This window comes from Streptomyces daqingensis (assembly GCF_014645895.1).
GTDB lineage: Bacteria > Actinomycetota > Actinomycetes > Streptomycetales > Streptomycetaceae > Streptomyces > Streptomyces daqingensis.
This window is the reverse complement of sequence record NZ_BMMP01000011.1, coordinates 237,238-260,594: the sequence shown is the minus strand read 5'-3', so window position 1 is coordinate 260,594 and position 23,357 is coordinate 237,238. Positions and strand designations below refer to the sequence as shown.

The 23,357-nt window shown below is 72.0% G+C and carries 18 protein-coding genes and 1 riboswitch; of the genes, 8 read left to right on the top strand and 10 right to left on the bottom strand.

The features are described from left to right. The first annotated feature begins 103 nt into the window (after positions 1-103). The gene (locus tag IEY56_RS18235) at positions 104-1,951 is read left to right on the top strand and encodes a GMC oxidoreductase (RefSeq protein ID WP_189038264.1); all 1,848 of its coding nucleotides are present in this window, start codon (positions 104-106) and stop codon (positions 1,949-1,951) included. 913 nt (positions 1,952-2,864) lie between these two features. On the opposite strand, the gene IEY56_RS18230 is transcribed toward IEY56_RS18235, so the two are convergent. Next, a complete protein-coding gene (locus IEY56_RS18230; RefSeq protein WP_229711985.1) occupies positions 2,865-3,296 on the bottom strand; it encodes a chorismate mutase family protein in 432 nt (143 codons plus the stop codon). 470 nt (positions 3,297-3,766) lie between these two features. On the opposite strand from IEY56_RS18230, the gene guaA reads away from it, so the two are divergent. Continuing rightward, entirely contained in the window at positions 3,767-5,311 is a 1,545-nt protein-coding gene (gene guaA, locus IEY56_RS18225; RefSeq protein WP_229711999.1) for a glutamine-hydrolyzing GMP synthase, read from the top strand. A gap of 142 nt (positions 5,312-5,453) precedes the next feature. Continuing rightward, the gene (locus IEY56_RS18220; protein ID WP_189038262.1) at positions 5,454-6,047 is read left to right on the top strand and encodes a Uma2 family endonuclease; all 594 of its coding nucleotides are present in this window, start codon (positions 5,454-5,456) and stop codon (positions 6,045-6,047) included. Between the two features lie 55 nt (positions 6,048-6,102). Here IEY56_RS18220 and IEY56_RS18215 read toward each other — a convergent pair whose 3' ends face one another. The 5 genes from IEY56_RS18215 to IEY56_RS18195 all read right to left on the bottom strand — a co-directional run bounded on the left by IEY56_RS18215 (position 6,103) and on the right by IEY56_RS18195 (position 10,805). Further along, the gene (locus IEY56_RS18215; RefSeq protein WP_189038261.1) at positions 6,103-6,630 is read right to left on the bottom strand and encodes a DinB family protein; all 528 of its coding nucleotides are present in this window, start codon (positions 6,628-6,630) and stop codon (positions 6,103-6,105) included. A gap of 151 nt (positions 6,631-6,781) precedes the next feature. Beyond that, positions 6,782-7,768 (bottom strand): slipin family protein, encoded by a 987-nt coding sequence (locus IEY56_RS18210; protein ID WP_189038260.1) that lies wholly within the window; start codon positions 7,766-7,768, stop codon positions 6,782-6,784. A gap of 185 nt (positions 7,769-7,953) precedes the next feature. Beyond that, positions 7,954-8,595: a hypothetical protein gene (locus tag IEY56_RS18205; protein ID WP_189038259.1), complete on the bottom strand. Its 642-nt coding sequence runs from the start codon at positions 8,593-8,595 to the stop codon at positions 7,954-7,956. 117 nt (positions 8,596-8,712) lie between these two features. Continuing rightward, on the bottom strand, positions 8,713-9,441 hold the full coding sequence (locus IEY56_RS18200; RefSeq protein ID WP_189038258.1) for a LuxR C-terminal-related transcriptional regulator: 729 nt from the start codon (positions 9,439-9,441) through the stop codon (positions 8,713-8,715). After that, complete coding sequence (locus IEY56_RS18195) at positions 9,438-10,805, bottom strand: ATP-binding protein (protein WP_189038257.1); 1,368 nt, start codon at positions 10,803-10,805, stop codon at positions 9,438-9,440. Before IEY56_RS18195 ends, IEY56_RS18200 begins: the two co-directional genes overlap by 4 nt. Before the next feature lie 241 nt (positions 10,806-11,046). Here IEY56_RS18195 and IEY56_RS18190 point away from each other — a divergent pair, with 241 nt between their 5' ends. Both IEY56_RS18190 and IEY56_RS18185 read left to right on the top strand, forming a co-directional pair. Next, on the top strand, positions 11,047-12,513 hold the full coding sequence (locus IEY56_RS18190; RefSeq protein ID WP_189038256.1) for a PspC domain-containing protein: 1,467 nt from the start codon (positions 11,047-11,049) through the stop codon (positions 12,511-12,513). Next, on the top strand, positions 12,510-12,848 hold the full coding sequence (locus IEY56_RS18185) for a hypothetical protein (RefSeq protein ID WP_189038255.1): 339 nt from the start codon (positions 12,510-12,512) through the stop codon (positions 12,846-12,848). The genes IEY56_RS18190 and IEY56_RS18185 overlap by 4 nt, the downstream gene beginning before the upstream one ends. Before the next feature lie 58 nt (positions 12,849-12,906). Here IEY56_RS18185 and IEY56_RS18180 read toward each other — a convergent pair whose 3' ends face one another. Then, positions 12,907-13,446 (bottom strand): DoxX family protein, encoded by a 540-nt coding sequence (locus IEY56_RS18180; protein ID WP_189038254.1) that lies wholly within the window; start codon positions 13,444-13,446, stop codon positions 12,907-12,909. 259 nt (positions 13,447-13,705) lie between these two features. Beyond that, entirely contained in the window at positions 13,706-14,980 is a 1,275-nt protein-coding gene (locus IEY56_RS18175) for a hypothetical protein (RefSeq protein WP_189038305.1), read from the bottom strand. Between the two features lie 613 nt (positions 14,981-15,593). Here IEY56_RS18175 and IEY56_RS18170 point away from each other — a divergent pair. After that, positions 15,594-15,947, top strand: coding sequence for a hypothetical protein (locus IEY56_RS18170; protein WP_189038253.1), 354 nt, complete (start codon positions 15,594-15,596; stop codon positions 15,945-15,947). A 172-nt stretch (positions 15,948-16,119) separates the two neighbouring features. On the opposite strand, the gene IEY56_RS18165 is transcribed toward IEY56_RS18170, so the two are convergent. Continuing rightward, a complete protein-coding gene (locus tag IEY56_RS18165; RefSeq protein WP_189038252.1) occupies positions 16,120-17,205 on the bottom strand; it encodes a C40 family peptidase in 1,086 nt (361 codons plus the stop codon). 7 nt (positions 17,206-17,212) lie between these two features. Then, positions 17,213-17,404, bottom strand: a riboswitch (cyclic di-AMP (ydaO/yuaA leader). A gap of 232 nt (positions 17,405-17,636) precedes the next feature. Here IEY56_RS18165 and pcrA point away from each other — a divergent pair. Next, positions 17,637-20,246 carry a DNA helicase PcrA gene (gene pcrA, locus IEY56_RS18160; RefSeq protein ID WP_189038251.1) on the top strand — a complete coding sequence of 870 codons (2,610 nt, stop codon included), beginning with the start codon at positions 17,637-17,639 and terminating at the stop codon, positions 20,244-20,246. 179 nt (positions 20,247-20,425) lie between these two features. On the opposite strand, the gene IEY56_RS18155 is transcribed toward pcrA, so the two are convergent. After that, on the bottom strand, positions 20,426-22,078 hold the full coding sequence (locus tag IEY56_RS18155; protein WP_229711997.1) for a M23 family metallopeptidase: 1,653 nt from the start codon (positions 22,076-22,078) through the stop codon (positions 20,426-20,428). Between the two features lie 840 nt (positions 22,079-22,918). On the opposite strand from IEY56_RS18155, the gene icmB reads away from it, so the two are divergent. Further along, a complete protein-coding gene (gene icmB / locus IEY56_RS18150) occupies positions 22,919-23,329 on the top strand; it encodes a coenzyme B12-dependent isobutyryl CoA mutase small subunit (protein WP_045863122.1) in 411 nt (136 codons plus the stop codon). Positions 23,330-23,357 lie beyond the last annotated feature (28 nt).

Genomic DNA, 23,357 nt, shown 5'->3' with positions numbered 1-23,357 from the left:
GCGCCGCGGCCGGCACCGCCCCGCCCTTGGCAGCACGCCGTACGTCCCCGAACCACCGCCAGACCCACCCACCGAGCCGCACCACTCGCACCGGAGGCACACCGTGTCCGAGGAGAACTCCGCCCGGGACAAGGGCGATTCGCACGACTACGACGTGATTGTCATCGGTTCCGGCTTCGGCGGTTCCGTGTCAGCTCTCCGCCTCACGGAGAAGGGTTACCGCGTAGGCGTGCTGGAGGCCGGCCGCCGCTTCACGCCCGAGACGCTGCCGAAGAACTCGTGGGACACCAAGAACTACATCTGGGCGCCGGCGCTGGGCCTCTACGGCATCCAGCGCATCCACGTGCTGAGCAACGTCATGATCCTCGCGGGAGCGGGTGTCGGCGGAGGTTCGCTCAACTACGCCAACACGCTGTACGTGCCTCCGCCGGCCTTCTTCAAGGACCAGCAGTGGGGCCACATCACGGACTGGCAGGAGGAGTTGCGCCCCTTCTACGAGCAGGCGAAGCGGATGCTCGGCGTCCGCCTCAACCCGACGATGACCCCGTCCGACGAGCATCTGAAGCGGACCGCGGAGCGCATGGGGGTCGGCGACAGCTTCCACATGGCGCCTGTCGGGGTCTTCTTCGGGGACGGTGAGGACGCCGACGGCAAGACCACCGCCAAGCCCGGGGAGGAGGTGGCCGACCCCTACTTCGGCGGCGTCGGCCCCTCGCGGAAGGCGTGCGAGGAGTGCGGGGAGTGCATGACGGGCTGCCGCCGCGGCGCGAAGAACACCCTGAACGAGAACTACCTCTACCTGGCTGAGAAGGCGGGTGCCGTCGTGCACCCGATGACCACCGTCCGCGAGGTCGAGGAGCTTCCGGACGGAGCGGGGTTCGCGGTCACCTGCGTCGCCACCGACAAGCGCAAGGGCCCCGCCGAGGTATTGCGAGCGGGAAAGGTGGTCGTCGCGGCCGGTACGTACGGGACGCAGACCCTCCTGCACCGCATGCGCGACGCGGGCACGCTGCCGCACCTGTCGGACCGGCTCGGCGAGCTGACGCGGACCAACTCCGAGGCGCTGGTGGGCGCGCAGACCATCGGACGCCGTTACAAGAAGAAGTGGAAGGACGGCCGGGAGCTCGACTTCACCCGCGGCGTGGCCATCACCTCGTCCATCCACCCGGACGAGCACACGCACATCGAGCCCGTCCGCTACGGGCGCGGCTCGAACGCGATGAGCGCGCTGACGACGCTGCAGGTCAACCACGACACCAAGCTGCCCAAGATGCTCGGCCACCTGCTCACCTGCCTGCGGCACCCCAGTCTCTTCCTGCGCTCCCTGTCCGGGCGGAAGTGGTCCGAGCGGGTCATCATCGCCCTCGTCATGCAGACCCACGACAACTCCCTGACGACGTTCCGCAAGCAGAAGGGCCTCGGCAAGGGCCTGCTGACGGCACGTCAGGGTCATGGCGCGCCCAACCCGGCCCACATACCCGAGGGTTCGGAAGCGGCACGGCTGCTCGCGGAGGAGATCAACGGCTTCCCCGGCGCCAACCTCGGTGAGGTGATGGGCACTCCGCTGACGGCGCACTTCCTCGGCGGCTGCCCGATCGGCGCCGACGCCGGCAGCGGAGTCATCGACCCCTACCACCGGCTGTACGGGCATCCCGGCATCTCCGTCGTCGACGGCTCCGCCGTCTCGGCGAACCTGGGAGTGAACCCCTCTCTGACGATCACCGCGCAGGCGGAGCGTGCCATGTCGCTGTGGCCCAACAAGGGCGAGGAGGACGGGCGTCCGGCCCCGGGCGGCGAGTACGTGCGTCTGGAACCGGTGCCGCCGCGCCAGCCGGTCGTGCCCGACAGCGCGTTCGCGGCGCTCCGTCTGACGGTGCTGCCGGTGCCGGAGGTGCCGAAGCGCGCCGTGAAGGCGGACGGCGCGCCAGGGGCCGAGCCGGCGCAGAGGTGACGGCCAAGCGGTGACGGCCTCGCGGTGCCGTACGCCCGGTGACGTGCCGGGGGTACGGCACCGCGGCTGTTGCTGCGGGGCGGCCGGGTGCGGCTCGGCGCGGAAGAGTGCGAAAGGGCCCCGTGGTGCCGGCCGGGTGGGTGGTGGGCGGCGACCGCGGGGCCCTTCGGTCAGCGCGGACGTCAGGGCAGCGTCCGCGCTGAGGGAGCGGCACCGGGGGGGTAGTGCCGCACGGCTGCCGTCCTGAGCAGGGCACATTACGGCCCGTGCTCGTCAACGGCGGTGTGGTCAAAGGGAGTTCGCACGTGCATCGTGGTCGATGTGCCGGGCGGTGCGCAAGCAGTTCGCGCCACTCCGTCACTTGATCCGTACCGGCTGGCCGGAACTTTTACCGTCGGCCGGAAATCTTCCGAACTCCTCCGGACGCCGGACCCGGCCGGACCTCGGCCGGAGCGGGTACGGGAGCGGGACGGGGACCGCGGAGCGGCCGGTCCCAGGCGTCCCCCGGACCGGCCGCCACTCCCCGCCTGCGCGGCGAGGGGGCGTGACCGGGCTGCTGTCCCCTGCTGACCGGTCACTCGCGCCGCAACGAGGTCCCACGACACTTCCGCCTCCGCCTCACGGGAGAAACGGGCGTCTCATCGCTGCGATGGCGCCGCCCCGATCCGCCTGGCGCCCGGCTGACATCGGGGACACCGGGGTCAACGAAGCCTTCACAGGCCGGGTCACGCACCGTACGGGTGACCGCCGCGCCGTCGCCTTGCCACGGCGCGAGCGGATGCCGCGCCCACCGCACCACCACGCGGCGGGCGCGCGGACCAGGCACGACGCGGCCGCGGCCCCGCCCCGGCCGGCTTCCAAAGCCCTTGCGCGGAACGGGACTTGAGCCGCGCCCGTACGGGCAGCTTCCGCGTCAGCCGCGGGACAGGCTCAGCAAGGTCATCGCAAGCTGCGTCCCGGGCCGTCCGAGCTCGCTCCGGTAGCGGTTGAGGATCTCCATCTCCCGGGCGAGCCCGCCGGCGCCTTCGCGTGCGGTGGAGGCGTCCCCGCCCGGCCCCGCGCCCGTGCCGCGCGCCGCGCCCCCATCGCTCGGCGTCCGCCGCGCGCCCGCGGAGACGGCTCTGCGCTCCTGCACGAGGGCGATGATCCGCCGGTCCAGGTCGTCGATGCGCTGCCGCAGGCCGCCTCCGGAAGCGCCGTCCGCCAGTCCACCGTCCTCGGCTGGCGCGCCGGTGACGTCCGTGCCCGCGCCGGGGCCGGCCTCCCCGGCGCCGGCCGCGCTGCCGCCGGCGTGCGCCGCCGGGCCGTTCCCGCCGTCGGTTCCTGTCGTCGTTCCGCTGCTCATGGCTCTCTCCGTTCTCAGGGTCGTACCCTCCGGGAGCCCCGGGCCCGTGGACCGGGGAGCGGAAACGACCGGCGCCCCGGGCCTTGATCGGCCCGGGGCGCCAGGTAGGTCGCTTGTCGGTTGCTCAAGCAGCTCCACCGCGGCAGCCGGACGGGCCGGTGCCAAAGGTGAACCAGAAGCGGAACTGGTCGCGCGGGGTCTGCTCGAACATGCGGGCAGTATGCCCCGGCGGCCTCCCGGAGGCCAGTCGGGTGCCGCATCCGGCCCCGTTAGACTCGGACGCACGACCCCGGGTGCGACCTGCGACGCGCGTGTGATCGCGTCCGTCCGGCGCACCTCTCCGCTCCACCGCCGTAAGGCCGAAAGGCAGCCGCCACGTGGCTTCAGCGTCCCTCCCGCCGGAAGGCGAGTCCCCGGAAGGCGTCACCGCTCCCGACACCGCGGCGGGGGCAGGGACAGAGACCGTCCTCGTGGTCGACTTCGGGGCGCAGTACGCGCAGCTCATCGCGCGCCGCGTGCGCGAGGCCCGCATCTACAGCGAGGTCGTGCCCAGCACGATGCCGGTGGCGGAGATCCTCGCGAAGAAGCCGAAGGCGGTCATCCTCTCGGGCGGCCCCTCGTCCGTGTACGCCGAGGACGCACCCTCCCTCGACGGTTCGCTCTTCGAGGCGGGCGTCCCCGTGCTCGGCCTGTGCTACGGCTTCCAGCTCATGGCGCAGAGCCTCGGCGGTTCGGTCGCGAACACCGGCAGCCGCGAGTACGGCCGCACGGATCTGAACGTCTCCAAGCCGGGGTCGACGCTCTTCGAGGGCACTCCGTCCCGCCAGCAGGTGTGGATGTCGCACGGCGACGCCTGCTCCGAGGCGCCGGCGGGTTTCACTGTCACCGCGTCGACGGACATGGTGCCCGTGGCGGCGTTCGAGAACGACGAGCGGCGGCTGTACGGCGTCCAGTACCACCCCGAGGTCATGCACACGACGCACGGGCAGCAGGTGCTGGAGCACTTCCTCTACCGGGGCGCCGGGCTGGCGCCGACCTGGACGACCGAGAGCATCGTCGACGAGCAGGTCGAGGCCATCCGCCGCCAGGTCGGCAGCAAGCGCGCCATCTGCGGGCTCTCGGGCGGTGTGGACTCCGCGGTCGCCGCGGCCCTGGTCCACAAGGCCATCGGCACGCAGCTGACCTGCGTGTACGTGGACCACGGGCTGATGCGCAAGGGGGAGACGGAGCAGGTCGAGAAGGACTTCGTCGCGGCGACGGGCGTGCAGCTGAAGGTCGTCGACGCCTCGGAGCGCTTCCTGTCCGCGCTCGCCGGCGCGACCGACCCGGAGCAGAAGCGGAAGATCATCGGCCGCGAGTTCATCCGCGTCTTCGAGCAGGCGCAGGCCGAGCTCGTGGCGGAGGCCGGAGCGGCCGGCGAGGACGTCGCCTTCCTGGTGCAGGGCACCCTCTACCCCGACGTCGTCGAGTCCGGCGGCGGTACGGGCGCGGCGAACATCAAGTCCCACCACAACGTCGGCGGGCTTCCCGAGGACCTGGAGTTCGAGCTGGTCGAGCCGCTGCGGCAGCTCTTCAAGGACGAGGTCCGCATGGTGGGCCAGGAGCTGGGCCTGCCGGAGGAGATCGTCCAGCGCCAGCCCTTCCCGGGCCCCGGGCTCGGCATCCGCATCATCGGCGAGGTCACGCGCGAGCGCCTCGACCTGCTGCGCGAGGCCGACGTCATCGCCCGCGAGGAGCTGACGGCGGCCGGTCTGGACCGCGAGATCTGGCAGTGCCCGGTGGTGCTGCTCGGCGACGTGCGCTCCGTGGGCGTCCAGGGGGACGGGCGCACGTACGGGCACCCGGTGGTGCTGCGCCCGGTGTCCTCCGAGGACGCGATGACGGCCGACTGGTCGCGGCTGCCCTACGACGTGCTGGCCCGCATCTCGACCCGCATCACGAACGAGGTCTCCGGCGTCAACCGCGTCGCCCTCGACATCACCAGCAAGCCGCCGGGCACGATCGAGTGGGAGTGACGCGAGGGGGCGCGGAGCGGCGAGTCTCCCCGCCCCCTCGCGTCAACGGCACCGCCGCTGCTCATACGTCTGAGTGACGGCAGGGCCGCCCCCGCCCGCTACTGTGGGCTCAGGTTCAAGAATCCCGTCCATGGGAGGAATCATGACCGCCGAGCCCGTGCCCGCCAGCTCGTCGTGGCCCGTGCCGCCGCGGCAGGGCTACACCGTGGACGACCTGTTCAACCTGCCCGGCCTCCCGCCGCACACCGAGCTGATCGACGGGAGCCTGGTTTTCGTGAGCCCGCAGCGGGATTTCCATTCGCTGACCATGTACTTGCTGGAGAAGGGGCTTCGCCGCACGGTTCCCGACGAGCTGCGGGTGAAGCGTGAGATGACGGTGGTGCTGAGCCCGCGGACAGCACCCGAGCCGGACATCTCGGTGGTGTGGGCCGAGGCCGTCACCAGCCGGCGCCAGACCAGGTACCAGGCGTCGGATCTCGTCCTCGCCGTCGAGGTCGTCTCGCCCGACTCCGAGGAGCGGGACCGCGACACCAAGCCGCACAAGTACGCGCGGGCGGGCATCCCGCACTTCTGGCGCGTGGAGATGTCGGGCGACGGCGAGCGGCCGGTGGTGTACGTCTACGAGCTGGACCAGACGACGATGGTCTACGCCGTCACGGGTATCCACCACGACCAGCTGAAGATCTCGGTGCCGTTCGACGTCGACATCGACCTCACCGAGATCGACCACATGTAGCCGTGGCCCGTCCCTGACGGCCGCCTGCCTCGAATTCCGGAGAGCCGGAGCCGCCTCAGGCGCCTGTGACCCCGTCGATGCGCTCGCGCAGCAGGTCCGCGTGGCCGTTGTGGCGGGCGTACTCCTCGATGAGGTGCAGGAGGATCCAGCGCAGCGAGACGCTCTTCTCGCCCATGTACGCGGCGTCCTCGTCCGGGAGGGCGCCCGAGTCGTCGAGTGCGGCGTCCGCGGTCAACTGCCGCCCCCGCTCGATCTCCTGGCGCCAGTCGGCCAGCGCCTCCCCGATGCCCCGGCCGGGGGAGAGGGTGAACCCGTCGTCGCCGCACGCTTCGTGGACCTTGGGGACGTCCTGCCCCGCGAACACCCGCTGGAACCAGCTGCGTTCGACCTCCGCCATGTGCTGCACGAGGCCGAGCAGCGTCATCGGCGACGGCTCGACGGAGGCCGTACGGAGCTGGGCGTCGTCCAGGCCCTCGCACTTGAGGGCGAGCGTGGCGCGGTGGAAGTCCAGCCAGCTCTCCAGCATGGCCCGTTCGCCGGCGTGCACGGGAGGGATCTCACGCCCGTCCGGTGTCGTCGTCATGCCGTCAGCGTCGCACGTTCCCCGGCGGTGCCGGGGCCGCTTCCGCGCTTCGGCCCGATTCCCCTGCTACGCCGTCGAGTTCGGGCCGCCCGCCGGAGGACGGCCCGTGCCCGGACGTCCCGGGCCGTTGGGCCTCCCGGCTGTGCGCTCGCTACCTTCTCGACCGGCGCCTGGCCAGATCCTCCTCCTCCGGGGCGGGCGCCGCGAAGTCGTCCGTCCCGTCGCCGCTCGCCCCGACGTCGTCCGGCGAGATCGCTCCGGGCGCGGGACCCTCCGGCACTGCCGCCTCGGGCGGGAGGGTCACCTCCGGGACGGGCTGCCGCGGCGTCTCCCGCGAGGGGCCCTTGGGCCCGCCGTCGCCGTCGTGTGCCGCCGCTCCGTCGTGCGGTGTCTCGAGGAACCGCAGCAGTTCGACGGGGAAGGGCAGTACGAGAGTGGAGTTCTTCTCCGTGGCGACGGACGCGACGGTCTGCAGCAGCCGCAGCTGCAACGCCGACGGAGTCTCCGACATCTGCTCGGCGGCCTGCGCGAGCTTCTTGGACGCCTCCAGCTCGGCGTCCGCGTTGATGACCCGCGCCCTGCGGTCGCGCTGCGCCTCCGCCTGGCGGGCCATCGAGCGCTTCATCGTCTCGGGCAGCGACACGTCCTTGATCTCGACGCGGTCGACGGTGACACCCCACTCCACCGCCGGGCTGTCGATCATCAGCTCGAGCCCCTGGTTGAGCTTCTCGCGGTTGGAGAGCAGGTCGTCGAGCTCGCTCTTGCCGATGATCGAGCGGAGCGACGTCTGCGCCATCTGCGAGACGGCGAACCGGTAGTCCTCGACGCGGATGATCGCGTCGGCGGGGTGCACGACCTTGAAATAGACCACCGCGTCGACCCGCACGGTCACGTTGTCCCTGGTGATGCCCTCCTGCGCGGGCACGGGCAGCGTGACGACCTGGAGGTTGACCTTCTGCATCCGGTCCACGCCGGGAACGATCATCGTGAATCCGGGTTCCTTGATCCCGGGCCGCAACCGCCCCAGCCGGAAGATCAGCCCCCGCTCGTACTGGCGGACCACGCGGGCCGCGGACATGAGCAGCAACGCGCCCACCACAGCCACTGCCACGATCACGCCGACTATGACGTCCACCACGGTGGCCTCCCTGAACTTCTGCCGCCACAGAAGCGGCAATCAGGCATGAACCCCTCTTCCACGGTAGCTCTGCGGCGGACGCCCGGCCCGTCCGGCGAGACCCGATCCGGCCGGGAGCCCGGCCGCGAGGCCGGCGGCTCTGCCGCTCGTCGGGGCCGCCGTGGCGCTCGCCCGCCCGGCCTCTGTCACGCGCGGGGCGTGCTCCCCGGCTCGCCGGCGCCCCGCGCCGCACGGCCCGCCGCCGCCCACACCCAGAGGGCGAAGCCCAGCGCGAAGCCCAGCATCGTCACGACGCCGCGCGGATGGAAGATGTGGCTGTCGAAGAACGACCAGCAGCACACGAGCAGCAGCGCCGTCCCGGGCAGTACGCGCGGCCCGTACCGCACGAACAGTGCGACGGACGCCGCGGCCACTCCCGCCGCCAGGCACCACACGCCGGCCTGCCCGAGAGCGTCCCCGGTGTGGAAGAGCGGGTTGACGACCTCCCGCCGGTCGGCGCCTCCGTGCTGCTCCGCGACGCCCGCCGCGATGCCCGCCACGGCGTCGAGCCCCGTGTAGAAGACCGCGAACCCGAAGCCGGCGATCCACGCCGCGACCGTGGCGGCTCCGGCGGCCCCGCGCTGAGGCCGCCCCCACAGCGGTACGACCAGGCCCAGCGCCAGCAGCGGCCACACGGGAAGCAGCCAGATGTGCAGCTCGGCCCAGAGCGCGGCGTTGTGGGGCCGCAGCCCGCCCGGATGCCAGAGCCCGAAGGCCGCCAGCACCAGCGGTGCGGCGGCGACGAGTGCGGTGTCGCGAGTGACGTGCTTCCACTGAGGTCCGGGCATGCCCGTGATGGTAGGCGCGGCGGGGCGCCGGTGGCGGGCCGCCGGCGCGGACGTCACAGAAGCGAAAGGACCGCGTACCGGTGCGGCTCCCCGGCGGCGCGAGGCGCGCCCCGGACGTCACACCAGCCGGCGGGCCGCCGCCCAGCGGGTGAGCTCGTGGCGGTTCGAGAGCTGCAGCTTGCGCAGCACCGCGGAGACGTGCGACTCGACGGTCTTCACCGAGATGTAGAGCTGCTTGGCGACTTCCTTGTAGGCGTATCCGCGCGCGATCAGGCGCAGCACCTCGCGTTCGCGCTGGGTGAGGCGGTCCAGGTCCTCGTCGACGGGCGGGGCGTCGGTGGACGCGAAGGCGTCCAGCACGAAGCCCGCCAGGCGTGGCGAGAAGACCGCGTCGCCCTCGGAGACGCGGAAAACGGCGTCCACGAGGTCGGCGCCGGTGATCGTCTTCGTCACGTAGCCGCGGGCGCCCCCACGGATGACGCCGATGACGTCCTCGGCGGCGTCGGAGACGGACAGGGCGAGGAAGCGCACGGCGGACTCGCCGCCCGTCATCAGCGACGAGCAGCGCCGCAGCACCTCGACGCCGCCCCCGCCCGGCAGGTGGACGTCCAGCAGGACGACGTCGGGACGCGTGGCGGTGATGACGGTGACGGCCTGATCGACGTCGCCGGCCTCGCCGACGACGTGGACACCGGTGGTCTCCGTGCGGCCGATCTCGGCCTGCACTCCCGCGCGGAACATGCGGTGGTCGTCGACGAGGACGACCCTGACCTCGCGTCCCGGACCGCCCTCCGGTGCTCCCTGGGAGCTCTGGCCGTCCTGCGTTCCTGCGCTCTCGTCGGTCACGATTCCGCCGCCCTCTCCATCTCGAGCTCCACCTCTGTCCCCTCGCCCGGCGACGAGCGGACCCGGGCCGTACCGCCGTGCCGCTGCATGCGCCCGATGACCGACTCGCGTACGCCCATGCGGTCGGCGGGCACCGCATCGAGGTCGAAGCCGGGGCCCCGGTCACGTACGGACACGAAGACAGTACGGCCCTCCACCTCCGCGAAGACCTGAACGGCCCCTCCCTCTCCCCCCTGGCCCGCGGCATGGGCGGGGCCTCCACCGTACTTGGCGGCGTTGACCATCGCCTCGCGTGCGGCCTGCAGTTGGGCCTCCAGCTTCTCGTCGAGGGGGCAGTCGCCGACGCAGACGACCTCGATGGGGACGCCGTGGTGGTCCTCCACCTCGGCGGCCGCCGCCTTGACGGCCTCGGCCAGGGTCTTCGGCCTGTCGCCCTCGTCCTTGCCGTCGCCCTGCGGCCGGTAGAGCCAGTTGCGCAGCTCGCGCTCCTGGGCGCGGGCGAGGCGGGCGACTTCGCGGGCGTCGTCGGCGTTGCGCTGGATGAGGGTGAGGGTGTGCAGCACGGAGTCGTGGACGTGCGCGGCCACTTCGGCCCGCTCCTGCGCGCGGATGCGCATGAGGCGCTCCTCGGAGAGGTCCTGCATCATCCGTACGAGATACGGCCCCGCGAGCAGCGCCACTCCCACGAGGACGGCCAGGGCGGCCTGCAGCACGGGGCCGAGGTGGCGGGCCGAACCCTGGACGAGGACGATGCCGCTCACCCCGGCGGCCACGAGCACGACACCGGCGGCGCTGCGCGCCAGCGGGAGGAGCCCCCGGCGGCGGCTGACCGCGGCCCAGTGGGCTCGGCGTGCGTCGTCCGCCTGACGCCAGACCAGGACGACGCCGAGGCCGATCAGCAGGATCGGCCACACGTAGGTGTTGATCCGGCCGAACTGCAGGTTGTCCGCCAGCACGGCCAGGCACACCAACAGCACCATTACGGCGAGCAGTTGACCCTTGTCGGGCTTGCGGACGCGCAGCCGGGACCGGCCCCGTGCGCGCTCCGCCCGGGACGCGGCGTCCGCGGCGGCCCGGCGCTCGGCGTCGACGCCGCCCGTGCCGAGCGGCACGATGAACCAGAAGCCCGCGTAGAGCAGCAGGCCGAGCCCGTGCGTCACGGACAGCGCGAGGAAGACGACGCGCACCCACGAGACCGGGAGCCCCAGGTGGCCGGCGAGTCCGCGAGCGACGCCGCCGAGCATGCGGCCCTCGGAGCTGCGGTACAGCTTGCGGAGCGGGGGCGGTGAGGCCTGGTCCTCGGCGGGCGGGGGTCTGCCGCCGGGCGCGTGGGCTGCGCTCGCAGTCGACGAGGCGGGGGTCATGCCCCGATCGTCACACGGGGTAGGGGCGGGGGTCATCAGGGTTGTTCCCTGATCCGACCCTGTGGCTTCGCGGCCCGGGTCGGGCCGTCTCGCTCAGGTCGTCCCGCGGCGGGCCGTCCCGCTCAGGTCGGGCCGCGCCGCGCCGTGCCCCCGCGTCCAGCCCGTATGCCGCCGGAAATCAGGGACCCGTGGGGGACGGGCCCCGATGTGCCGGGCCGGAGCACAGGCCACCATGGGGCGCATGACCGAGGACGAGCACGCTTCGTCGCAGCCTGAGCAGCAGCCACACCAGCAGTCCCGGCGGCAGCCGCCGCCGCAGGGTGCGGATGCGGGGTCCGGGACGCGGCAGCCCGAGCCTCCGGGGCACCCCGAGCGCAGGCTCACCCGGAGCAGGCGCCCCAAGGTGGCCGGGGGCGTGTGCGCGGGGCTGGGCCGCTACTTCGACCTGGACCCCGTCGTCTTCCGCGTTCCGCTGGCCGTCCTCTCCGTCGTCGGCGGGCTGGGCCTGATCTTCTACGGCTTCGCCTGGCTGCTCATCCCCGCCGAGGGCGAGCAGCAGAACGAGGCCCGCTGGCTGCTGTCGGGGCGTGTGGAGGGGACGACGCTCTCCGCCATCCTCGTCGCGCTCGTCGGGTGCGGGCTCTTCCTCGCCTCGCTCGGCAGCAGCAGCACCCCCTTCTCGCTGCTCATCGTCGGAGCGGTCTTCGGCGCCGCGCACTGGTCGAAGCACCGCCGTGAGGTGGAGGCCGCAGAGGCCGTCGGCGCGCCGGTCGACCCGGCGACGGCGCACGCCGTCGCCGACGCTCCCCCCGAAGCGCAGGCGCCGCCCGTGCCGGGCACGCCGTCGTGGTGGCGGGAGCCGCTGACGAAGGACGGCTCAGGGGACTCCGGCTATCTGTGGGGCCCGGCCGACGAGGGGGCGCCCGGTCCTCCCCGGGGGCTGAAGGGCGCGGCGGTGCGGTGGCGGGGCGAGCGCCGCGGGCGGCCGCTCGGCGGCCTGATCGCGATGCTGGCTTCCGCTGCCGGAGCGGTCGGCACCTTCGCGGGCTGGGAATCGCGCCCGCTCGGCACCAGCCTGACCGTCGGGCTCGCCTGCGCTCTCGCCGTCTACGGGCTGGGGCTGGTGGGCAGCGCCTTCGCGGGACGGGTCGGCTTCGGCACCGTCTTCATGGTGGTCGTCACGGCCGTGCTGCTGACGGGGGCTTCCCTGATCCCGAAGAGCATCGGCACGGACTGGCGCAACGTCGTGTGGACCCCCGCGTCCGCAGCGGACGTCAGGAACGCGTACCGCCTGGACGCGGGCATGGGCGAACTCGACCTGCGCGGCGTGCGGTTCGGTGAGGGCCGGAAGGCCGTGGAGACGAGCGCGCGGCTCGGCGTCGGAACCCTGAAGGTGGTCGTTCCGGAGGACGTGACCGTCGCGCTGGATGCCCGGATCGGTGTCGGGGAGGTCCGCGAGTACAGCGAGAGCGACCCCGGCGGGGGCAGCGTGGTTCGCGGGCTCAGCGGCTTCGACAGGCAGCAGCGGGTGGAGCTCACGCCGGAGGGCCGCGGCAGACCCGCGGGCACGCTGGAGCTGTCGGTGGAGACGGAGGCGGGTCGGCTGGAGATCGTGCGTGCGCTGCCCTCCGGAGGACCCGCCGACGGAGAGGCGTTCACGGAGCGCGGCGGGAGAGCCCCGCAGCCGGCTGCCGAGGAGGCCCGGTGAACCGGCACCGCTTCGAACCCGCCCGACTGCTGCTGGGACTTCTGCTGATCGCGGGTGCCGCGATGTTCGGACTGGACGCCGTCGGCGAGTGGGAGGCGCCCCTGTGGGCCCGGCTGGCGGCGATGCCCGTCGCACTGACGCTCGCGGCGTTCACGGCGTGGACGACGTTCGCCGTCCGACGTCACCTGCGCAGGAAGCGCGCCCGGTCGCCGCTGGAGTTGGGAGAGGAGCCTGCGGACGGCCGGGCGCTGGGCGCGATGCCCGTCGATGATCTGCGGGCCGGGTACGCGCGGTCCGCGGACGGAGAGGGGAGCGGAGGCGGCGGCACCGGCTGATCCGGCACGAGCGGGCTCGGCCGGGCGGTTACAGGCCCGGCGCTACCCGCCCGCCCCGCTATCCGAAGATGTGCCTGCCCCTGCGCCGCCGCTTGCGGGAGATCGCCATGTCGAGCGAGAACTGCGGTGCCCCGGCGAAGATGAGCGGGGTCCAGGCCATCATGTACGGCAGGTCGTTGCCGAAGTAGTACGGGTCGCTCGCCCAGCTGACCGTCAGCCACAGGCTCAGCGAGATCAGCATGCCGCCGAACGCGGCGAGGCGCGTCCACAGACCGACCAGCGTGCCGAGGCCCACGGCGAGTTCACCGGCCGCCATGGCTATGCCGAAGGCGCGGGGGTCGTTCTGGGCGAGGTCGATCAGTGCGGGGATCGCTGCGGACGAGCGTGCGGACTCGAGGGTCTCCGCCATCGAACCGGGGCCGCTGGAGGCGAGGAAGGCCGGGTCGAGGATCTTGTCCAGTCCGGCGTAGATGAAGGTGCCGGCGAGGAAGAGGCGGAGGGGGAGCAGCGCGTACTTCGACGCTCTGGCCCTCAGGCTGCCGGGCGGTCCGCTGACCGCAACGTCGTGGCTGCCGGGTGTGCTGTCCGTCAGAGCCATCTCGCGTCCCCGCCTCCGTCAGGTGCTGCCGCTCTCGCAGCTACTCCACTGCCTCTGCCGCAAGCCTGTTCGGCCGGGCAGGAGTGGACACGCTACGCGGCCGAGGTCTCTCGCACACCCGTTATGCACGGTCAGGAGCACAACCGGGGTTCCGGACGCGGTTCCGGGCCCGGTGATTCGCGACAGAGCGGACCAACCGGCCCGCAGCTCCGGTCCCCTACGCGCAGCCGGTTGTTCCGGTCCCCTACGCGGGAGCGCGTCAGTCGGCGACGTCGATGGGGTAGCGGTTGGTCTCGACTCCGGCGGCGGTGACGACCTGGACCTCGACCTTCCCGGGCTCGACCTCCACGGGGACCGGGACGGTCAGAGTCGAGTCGGTGGGGTTGGCGAACCCGCCGCCGACCGGGATGAGCGGCACCGGGACGTGGACGGCGCCCACGCGGACCACCATCCGGGCCAGCCGGTCGGGCTCGTCCGAGCCCGGGGGCACGAAGCCGGCTCCGCGGATCTCGATGTCGTCGCCGGTGCGGATTGGGGCGTGCAGGTCGCCGATCTCGCGGGCCCGCACCACCGAAAGCACCACGGGACGGCCGCCCTCGGCGTACTTGCCCGCGAGGTAGGTGGCGGCGGAGACCACGACGAGAACGGCCAGGCTCCAGGGCAGGTCCGGCAGCTGGTCGGGCTGACGCGCCAGCCGTACCGCCGCGAAGATCACCGCGACGCCGCTGATGAGCACGAACTGCACGTCGCAGAACGAGCCGCGGCCCGCGTCGTCGGTCAGCAGGTCCGAGGCGCGGGGGCGGTCGGCGCGCACCTTCTGCAGCCGCTGGTGCTGGACGCGCACGGCGACGGTCCGGCGGACGAATACAGCTATGGCACAGCTCAGCGCCAGCACGGTCAGCAGCCCGGCACCCTGGGAGAGTTCGAGGCCTGCCAGCAGCTCCCGGCGCTCGGCCTGCCCGGAGCGCCCCGCGAGTTCGAGCGCGAGCACGAGGACGTCGTACACGGCGAAGAAGATCCAGGCGGCTGCGACCGTCCGCGAGGTGGAGAGACGGTTGTCCTCGCCGATGAGCGGCGCGAGCGCCCCGCCGCGTGCCCGGTGCAGGTAGGCGGCGCCGGAGAGCAGCCCGGCGCAGACGAACGCGGCGACGAGCGAGGCCGTACGCGCCGCGGACCAGCCCACGGCGATCGCGGTGAGCAACTGCCCGAGCAGCAGGGCCAGTACGGCCCCCCACACGGCGACGACGGTGTGGCGCCACAGTGCGGCCAGACGTACGGCGCCCTCTTCGCGACTGCGTTCGGCGACCGTACGGGCGGCGCGCGTCAACTCGTCGGAGACCCACTGGCGTGAGGCGCCGGGGGAGTGGGCGAGCGCGGCGGGAAGCCCTTCGCCGGCGGCGAGTTCGTCGCGCCGCTGCCGGAAGCCGGAGAGCGCGTGCCGGTGGCCCTCGCGCGCACCGTGCGGGCAGTCGCCGCACGTGCAGCGGGTGGAGTGCTTGCCGGAGGGAGCCTCGGCGGACGTGGACTTGCGCATGGAGACGGTCTCACCGCTCGTGCTGCCGCTGCCTGTCGTGCCGTCCCGTGCCGTGTCCACGGCCACTGTGCACCCCGCCTCTCAAACACCGTTCGTGAAAGGCGCATTGTGCCCTACGGCGGGGCTTGTTCACGCGGCAGGGGAGGCTTCGTAGCCCGTCCGTGTGAGGTCGCCGCAGGTGTGGACGCCGGGCCGTCCGGAGCCCTCACGGCATCTCCCCCCGCCCGGCACAGGATGGCCACCGGGGGGTTGGCCGATCTCCCGGATCCCGGTACGCGGGAGGGGAGTTGCCGAGGGAGAAGGCGCGGGGAAGCGGCCTGGCCGCGGCGGCGGCCCGGCCGGCTTTGCCGCGGAGGGACTCCGTGTGCGGGGAGAACGTAAATGATCATGAGGTCCGCCGTCGAATTCCACCGGCTCGGCCCGGACTCCGTACGTGATCCGCGGGCCTCGTCCCACGCCCGGACGAATACAGGGGAAGGCGAAGACGGGGACCAGCCCTCCACCCCGTGCCCAACTCCACGGCGCAACAGTGGAGTTGGTCCTCCGGACGGCGAGGCGGCGGGGATTCCGGGCCGCACGTCTGCCGGGCGGGGAACTTGGCTACGCTCCCGGCATGGGCATACTCATCAACGTCTTCGTCGGGCTGCACATCATCGGCATCGCCGCGCTGCTGGGCGGCTTCTTCTTCCAGATGAAGGCGATGCGCACGGGCGGGGCGCGCTTCGTCCCCGGGATGCTGCACGGAGCGTTCACCATGCTGGTGACCGGTATGGCGCTGGTCGGCCTCAACCAGGCGGCGGACGATCCGGTCGACCACGTCAAGATCGGTGTGAAGCTGGCGCTGCTCGTCGTGATCCTCGGGCTGGTCTACGTCAAACGGGACGAGGAGAAGGTCGCCACCCCGCTGTTCGGCACGGTGGGCGCCCTGACGACGGCGAACATCTTCATCGCGGTGCTGTGGACATGAGGCGCCGGACCGGAGGCGTCGTGCGCCTGAGGCGGGGCCGGCCGCACGGGCCAGGACCGCGGCCGGCTGAACGTGCTGCGGTGCGCGGCGGGCGCTCGACACGCGCCCGCCGCGCGCCACTTCAGTCTGCCGCCAGCCGGTCCTGCCCCGGCTCCGGCGCCCCGGTTCCGCTTCAGCCGGGGCGGTTGGCCGAGTGGAACGGCATCGTGTCGATCGACTCGTACCGCACCTCGGCGCCGGGCTTCGGAGCGTGGATCATCTGGCCGTTGCCCACGTAGATGCCCACGTGGCTGATGTCGTCGTAGAAGAAGATCAAGTCCCCGGGCTTCATCTGGGACTTGGAGACCTTGGTGCCCACCTCGACCTGGTCCCAGGTCGTACGGGGCAGCGAGACGCCCGCGGCCTTCCAGGCCCCCACGGTCAGTCCCGAGCAGTCGAACGAACTCGGCCCGGTCGCTCCCCAGACGTACGGCTTGCCCAGCTGCTTCTTCGCGAAGCCGATGACCTTCTCCGCCTGGGAGGCGTTCGACCCCGGGCTGCCGCCGGAGCCCTTCTCGCGCTCCGCCTCCGCGCGTTCGGCGGCCTTGCGGGCGGCCTCCTGCTTCTTCTTCTCCGCCGCGGCCATCCGGGCCTTCTGCTCGGCGGTCAGCTCCGACAGCAGTTCGCGGGCCTCGGCGAGCTTCGCCTGGACCTCCTGCTTGTTCTTCTTCAGCTCCTTCTGCGCGGAAGTGAGCGAGGAGAGTTCCTTCGTGGCGGCCTTGCGTTCGCGGTCCGCCGCCCTCTGCTGCTTCTCGAAGTCGGAGACCGCTTCCTTCTGGCGGCCCGACATCCGGTCCAGGACGTGGGACTGCTGGAAGAACTGCTGAGGGTCCTCGGTGAGGAGCAGCGTCGCCGTCTCGGACATGCCGCCGGAACGATACTGCGCGGTGGCGTAGTTGCCGAGCGTGCGCCGCGCCTCGTTCAGCTCCGCGGTCCGCTCGGCGGCCTCGTCGAGGGACTTGTCCGCCTTGGCCCGCTGGGCGTCCGTCCTCTCCTTGGCCGCGTTGTACTTCTGCGTCGAGCTCTCCGCCTGCTGGTAGAGCTTGTCGACTTTCTCCTTGACTTCCGAGAGCGACGGTTTGCCGTCGTCCGGGGCCGCCTGCGCGCTCTGGGTGAGGAGCGAGACGGCGGCGAGCGCGGCGGTGGTGACGCCGAGCGCTCCGCGCTTCGTCGCGGCGGAGTGACGTATCCGTGTGCGCGGCTTGCGATGGGACGCCAAGGCCGGCAACTCCTTCCGTGTGCCGCCTACCGGGTTAGCTGACGGGTTCGGGCGTTCGGAAGGCTGCCCTACGGGGTGTGCGCCCGCTTTCCGGCGGCGCGTACGTCCCGATTCACCCCTGGTGCGTACGCGGCCCTGCGCCTACGCGGTGGGTCCCCGGCTCCGGCGTGAAGCCGGCCGGACTCGGCGGGGACGGCCCGTGCCGGCGCTTTCGCCGGCGAGCGGTGCGAGCCGTCCGGCACGGCACGGTAGCGGAGTTGTGGGACCGCTGTGAAGGCCGAACGGTGATACGTCCGATATCTGTTCGTTATTCAATGCGGGCGGACGGAAAGGGGCCTGGTCCGGGAGTCCGCCGCGCGGGCCGGCGCAGGGCCCCGGCCCGGACGGACCCCGGCCGCCCTGTCAGCGGGACGGCCTAGACTCGTCCGACGATGAGCAGCCTCTTCGACGACAGCTTCCTGAACAGCCTCGCCCCGGTGCGCGCACAGGACGGGCCCCCTGCCGGGCAGGGCGAGGAGCCCCTGCCACCGCCCCCCGACGAGGAGGGGGACGACCACGGCGGCGAGATCCCGCACCACCTCTTCGCGGGCACCTTCGAGGGCCGGGGAGGCCACGGTGCGGGCGGCGGCTCGTACCACCGGGGCGGCTCCCGCCGCACCGTCGTGGACGCCGACGCGCTGCTGGAGGAGATGAACCCCTCGCAGCGCGACGCCGTGGTGCACAGCGGCTCGCCGCTGCTGATCGTCGCCGGCGCCGGCTCCGGCAAGACCCGCGTGCTGACTCATCGCATCGCGTATCTGCTGGCCGCCCGCGGTGTCCACCCGGGCCAGATCCTCGCCATCACCTTCACCAACAAGGCCGCGGGCGAGATGAAGGAGCGCGTCGAGGAGCTCGTGGGCCCCAGGGCCCAGTCGATGTGGGTCTCGACGTTCCACAGCGCGTGCGTGCGCATCCTGCGCAGGGAGAGCAAGAAGCTCGGCTTCACCTCGTCGTTCTCGATCTACGACGCGGCCGACTCCAAGCGCCTGATGGCGCTCGTCTGCCGGGACCTGGAGCTGGACCCGAAGCGGTATCCGCCGAAGGCCTTCAGCGCGAAGGTCTCCAACCTCAAGAACGAGCTCATCGACGAGGAGGACTTCGCGGCGCAGGCCTCCGGGGGCACCACCCAGGCCGCAGGCGCTGGGGCGGCGTACGAGAGGACGCTCGCCGAGGCGTACACGATGTACCAGGCGCGGCTGCGCGAGGCCAACGCCCTGGACTTCGACGACATCATCATGACGACCGTCCACCTGCTGCAGGCGTTCCCCGACGTCGCCGACCACTACCGGCGCCGCTTCCGGCACGTGCTGGTGGACGAGTACCAGGACACCAACCACGCGCAGTACACGCTGGTGCGCGAACTCGTCGGCACGGGCCCCGCCGAGGCCGGAACGGCGCGCGGCGGGGAGGGCGCCGGGGAGGAACACGAGGCGGAGGGCCCGGCCCCCGAGCGTGCCGAACTGTGCGTCGTCGGGGACGCGGACCAGTCCATCTACGCCTTCCGCGGGGCAACGATCCGCAACATCCTCCAGTTCGAGGAGGACTACCCGGACGCGACGACGATCCTGCTGGAGCAGAACTACCGGTCCACGCAGACGATCCTCAGCGCCGCCAACGCGGTCATCGAGCGGAACGAGAACCGCCGCCCCAAGAACCTGTGGACGGACTCCGGTGCGGGCGAGCGGATCACCGGCTACGTCTCCGACACCGAGCACGACGAGGCGCAGTTCGTCGCCGACGAGATCGACCGCCTCACGGACGCGGGCGAGGCGAAAGCGGGGGACGTCGCGGTCTTCTACCGCACCAACGCGCAGTCCCGTGTCTTCGAGGAGGTCTTCATCCGCGTCGGCCTGCCCTACAAGGTCGTCGGCGGGGTGCGCTTCTACGAACGGCGCGAGGTCCGGGACGTACTGGCCTACCTGCGGGTGCTGGCCAACCCCGAGGACGCGGTGCCGCTGCGCCGGATCCTCAACGTGCCCAAGCGCGGCATCGGCGACAGGGCGGAAGCGATGATCGAGGCGCTCGCCCTGCGCGAGAAGATCACCTTCCCGCAGGCGCTCGCACGGGTGGACGAGGCGTACGGAATGGCCGCCCGCTCGGCGAACGCCGTGCGCAGGTTCAACGTTTTGATGGAGGAGCTGCGCACGGTCGTCGAATCGGGAGCGGGCCCCGCCACCGTCCTGGAGGCGGTGCTGGAGCAGACCGGCTACCTCGCCGAACTCCAGTCGTCCAACGACCCCCAGGACGAGACGCGGATCGAGAACCTCCAGGAACTGGCCGCCGTCGCCCTGGAGTTCGAGCAGGAGCGCGGCGAGGACGAGCCGGGCACGCTCGCCGACTTCCTGGAGCAGGTCGCGCTCGTGGCGGACTCCGACCAGATCCCCGACGAGCAGGACGGCGAGGAGAACGGCGTCATCACGCTGATGACCCTCCACACCGCCAAGGGACTCGAGTTTCCCGTCGTCTTCCTCACGGGCATGGAGGACGGCGTCTTCCCGCACATGCGCGCCCTGGGCCAGACGAAGGAGCTGGAGGAGGAGCGGCGTCTGGCGTACGTGGGCATCACGCGCGCCCGCAGGCGCCTCTACCTGACGCGGTCGGTGCTGCGCAGCGCGTGGGGCCAGCCGTCGTACAACCCGCCGTCCCGCTTCCTGGAGGAGATCCCGGACCAGTACGTGGACTGGAGGCGCACGGGTGCCTCCGCCGGGTCCGGCGGGGGCCGCGGGGGGATCGGTACGGGCTTCGGGGCGGGCGCGTCGCTGTCGTCGACGGCGTCGAGGTCCGCCGGCCGAGGCGGTCCGAGCGGCTTCGCCACGCGCCGTACGTCGGACCGTCCGGTGGTCAGCCTGTCGGTCGGGGACCGGGTGACGCACGACAGCTTCGGCCTCGGAAGGGTCCTGGCCGTCAAGGGAAGCGGCGACAACTCCGAGGCGACGATCGACTTCGGCGGCGAGAAACCGAAGCGGCTGCTGCTGCGGTACGCGCCGGTGCAGAAGCTGTAGCGGCGGGACGTGAAGGGGCCGGGCGGCGAGCCCGGCCCGGTGGGGGAGCGGGCGCACGCGCGTCGCGTGCGCCCGTGCTGCGGCACGCGGCGGTCTGCGCCGGGGACGAAGACCGGTGGGCCGCCGGGGAGTTGAGGGCAGCCCGGGCGTAGCGGCCGGTGTTGTGACGGCCGGGAGGATCAGCTCGGGTCGAGGCCCTTGGAGCGCAGCCACGGAAGCGGGTCTATCGCCGCGCCGCCGCCGGGGTGCACCTCGAAGTGCAGGTGCGGGCCCGTCGAGTTGCCGGAGCTGCCCGAGTAGCCGATGGTGTCTCCCGCCTTGACCTCACCGGAGCGGATCTTGGTGCTGCTGAGGTGGCAGTACCACGTCTCGGTGCCGTCGGGAGCGGTCACGACCGCCATGTTGCCGAAGGACACGTCGTACTTGGTCGTGACGGTGCCGTCGGTGGCGGCCATCACGGGAGTGCCTTCGCTGACGGGGAAGTCGATGCCCGTGTGCACGGACATCCAGTTGAGGCCCGCCTGACCGTACTGCGCGCTCAGGCCGTTCTCCTTGACCGGCAGGGCGAACTTCGGGCGCAGCGCCTCCTTGCGCGCGGCCTCCCGGGCCTTGCGCTCACGCTCCGCCTCCTGCCGCTCCTTGAGGTCGATGCGCTCCTGGGTGCGGCTCGCCCGGTCGGCGAAGTCGTCCGCGTCGGCGGAGAGTCCGGCCAGCTGGGTGTCGAGCTTGCTGTTGGCGGGCTGGACGGCCGAGTCCGGTGCGGAAGCCTGGGTGGTCGTGGAGTCGTCCGGGCTGTTGCCCGCGACGGAGGCCGCGGCGATTCCGGCCACGCCCATCACGGCGACCGACGGGACGGCGACGGTGAGCATCGCGGAGCGCCGTGGCCTCGCCGCAGCGCGCCGGCGGCTCCGCAGGTGGGGAGGGGGACCGATCGTCGTGGCCTCGGAGGCGGCGGATGTCCCGGGCGTGAAGTCGGGGCCCGTGCCGGGGTGTTCACGGCCGTCGGGGCCGGGGGCGCCGTGGCCCCATCCGGTGCCGTGTCCGTCGTATGCCTGGTTCTCGTCGTAGACCTGGCCCGCGGGGGCGTCCGGCACCGCGTCGACGCTGTGGAAGCTGTCGAAGGCGGGGAAGGCCGCCGTGGCGTCCGGCTCGCCGTCGGTCGCGAAGAACTCGCCCTGCGACGGCTGCTGTTCGTAGGTGCCGTAGGCCGCAGCGGCCTCGGGTTCGAGACTGTCGTAGGAGTCGTGCTGGTCCTGGTGAGCGAGGCCCTGGGCCGTGGCGTCGTACCCGTACGCGTAACCGTCGTAGGCCGCTTCGGCGTACTGGCCGGCGTGCTCGGCCGCCTGCGCCTCCTGCTGGCCGGTGTCCCAACTGCCGGTCTCGGCCTGGGAGTTCCACTGGCCTTCCCATTGCGTCGCGTCCCATTGGCCGGTGCCCGCGTTCCACTGCGTGGAGTCCCACTGGCCGGAGGCCTGTCCGTACTGGCCCCAGGCCGCGCCGTTGTCGTAGCCGCCGACGTCGTAGGCGCCGGTGCCCTGGCCCGCGTAGGCGACGTCGTGGGAGCCGGTCGCGTAACCGGCGTCGGCCGCACCCGTGTCGGTGCCGGGCATCGAGCCGAAGAGCGGGTCGCCGTCGCCGAAGGAGGCGGCCGAGCCGCCCTGGGCGACGGCGCTGTAACCGTCGTACGCGCCCGGGTGGCCCTGCGAAGTGCCGTGCTGCTGCGCGTGGATGTCGAAGACCGCCTGCTCGTAGTAGCCGTCGTGGGCCCCGTACGAGAAGTCGGAGGAGGTATCAGCCGGGAGGGAGCTTCCCGACGGGTGACGGTCGTTCACCACCAACTTCACTTTCGCCTCGACAACAAGGGCGGAACAGCTCGGTGACTGTACCCGGCGGTATGCGAGCTCGACAATCTTCAACAGGTTTCAGGGCCGGGAGAAACGGGCATTCGGCCTCCTTTCGCCGCTCTACGTACGGGTATTTGGTCTTGCGTTCGAGAGCTGTTCGAGCAGTTCGTACCGCGGGTAAGGCGAGTCGAGGGTGTCGTCGAACCGGTTCCGGGGAACGCGGGACGGTCCCCAACTCGGGCCGTACGTACGCCGATGCGCCAAGAGCTCGTGATACGGGACCTAATGGCGTCTCCATATAACAAAGCGGCGGAAAAGGAGCTTGGTTGGGGCGGCGGGCCCCCGTAGGGCGAGCCCGAGCGAATCGCGATGCGAAAGCAAGGTGGCCGGATGTGCGCGGTGCGGCACAGGTGGCGCGTCGCGGGCGCGCGCGACGAGGAGAGGTGTGGCACAGGACGCTCGGCAAAGGGACGCGCGGCGCGGGAGCGGCCGAAGGGCGTCGGTGGGGCGGCCGCGTGAGCGGTGAACCCCGCGGGGCCGGAGGGCCCGCGGCGGATGTGATGGCGGCGGGCTGCCGAACCGTGGGCCGGACGCGACGGTACTGGCGGGGCTGGGCCCGTGCCCGGTGTGATTTCTCCCTCGCTTTGCTCTCCGGGGGCGGCCCCGTGAGAGATGCTGTCGATAACGTTCGTTCACTCCGGCAGGCCGGAAGGCATGTCCCGGCGGCGTCCGATGTGGCTCGCAAGCCGAGAGGCGCCGGCGGACGGACGCGCGTGGAGAAGCGGTGAGAGTGCCGGAGGCCGGAAGGCCCTCGAGATGGAGGCAGTGATGGGTGTATCAGGTCCGATCCGCGTCGTGATCGCCAAGCCTGGTCTCGACGGGCACGACCGCGGGGCCAAGGTCATCGCGCGAGCGCTGCGCGACGCGGGGATGGAGGTCGTCTACACCGGCCTCCACCAGACCCCCGAGCAGATCGTCGACACCGCGATCCAGGAGGACGCCGACGCGATCGGCCTCTCCATCCTCTCCGGGGCGCACAACACCCTCTTCGCCAAGGTCCTGGAGCTCCTGCGCGACCGTGACGCCGAGGACATCAAGGTCTTCGGCGGCGGCATCATCCCCGAGGACGACATCGCCCCGCTGAAGGAGAACGGCGTCGCGGAGATCTTCACTCCCGGTGCCACGACGCGCGAGGTCGTCGAGTGGATCCAGGGGAACGTGCAACGTCTCGCCGCCTGAAGGTCTCCGCGCGACACTGCTCTGCCTG

What these genes read in the sequence shown, in the direction of transcription:
- IEY56_RS18180 (WP_189038254.1), bottom strand. Translation starts at nt 13,446, where the DNA reads ATGGCTCTGACGGACAGCACACCCGGCAGCCACGACGTTGCGGTCAGC.
- IEY56_RS18230 (WP_229711985.1), bottom strand. Translation starts at nt 3,296, where the DNA reads ATGAGCAGCGGAACGACGACAGGAACCGACGGCGGGAACGGCCCGGCG.
- IEY56_RS18220 (WP_189038262.1), top strand. Translation starts at nt 5,454, where the DNA reads ATGACCGCCGAGCCCGTGCCCGCCAGCTCGTCGTGGCCCGTGCCGCCG.
- pcrA (WP_189038251.1), top strand. Translation starts at nt 17,637, where the DNA reads ATGAGCAGCCTCTTCGACGACAGCTTCCTGAACAGCCTCGCCCCGGTG.
- IEY56_RS18190 (WP_189038256.1), top strand. Translation starts at nt 11,047, where the DNA reads ATGACCGAGGACGAGCACGCTTCGTCGCAGCCTGAGCAGCAGCCACAC.
- IEY56_RS18195 (WP_189038257.1), bottom strand. Translation starts at nt 10,805, where the DNA reads ATGACCCCCGCCTCGTCGACTGCGAGCGCAGCCCACGCGCCCGGCGGC.
- IEY56_RS18215 (WP_189038261.1), bottom strand. Translation starts at nt 6,630, where the DNA reads ATGACGACGACACCGGACGGGCGTGAGATCCCTCCCGTGCACGCCGGC.
- IEY56_RS18170 (WP_189038253.1), top strand. Translation starts at nt 15,594, where the DNA reads ATGGGCATACTCATCAACGTCTTCGTCGGGCTGCACATCATCGGCATC.
- icmB (WP_045863122.1), top strand. Translation starts at nt 22,919, where the DNA reads ATGGGTGTATCAGGTCCGATCCGCGTCGTGATCGCCAAGCCTGGTCTC.
- IEY56_RS18175 (WP_189038305.1), bottom strand. Translation starts at nt 14,980, where the DNA reads ATGCGCAAGTCCACGTCCGCCGAGGCTCCCTCCGGCAAGCACTCCACC.
- IEY56_RS18205 (WP_189038259.1), bottom strand. Translation starts at nt 8,595, where the DNA reads ATGCCCGGACCTCAGTGGAAGCACGTCACTCGCGACACCGCACTCGTC.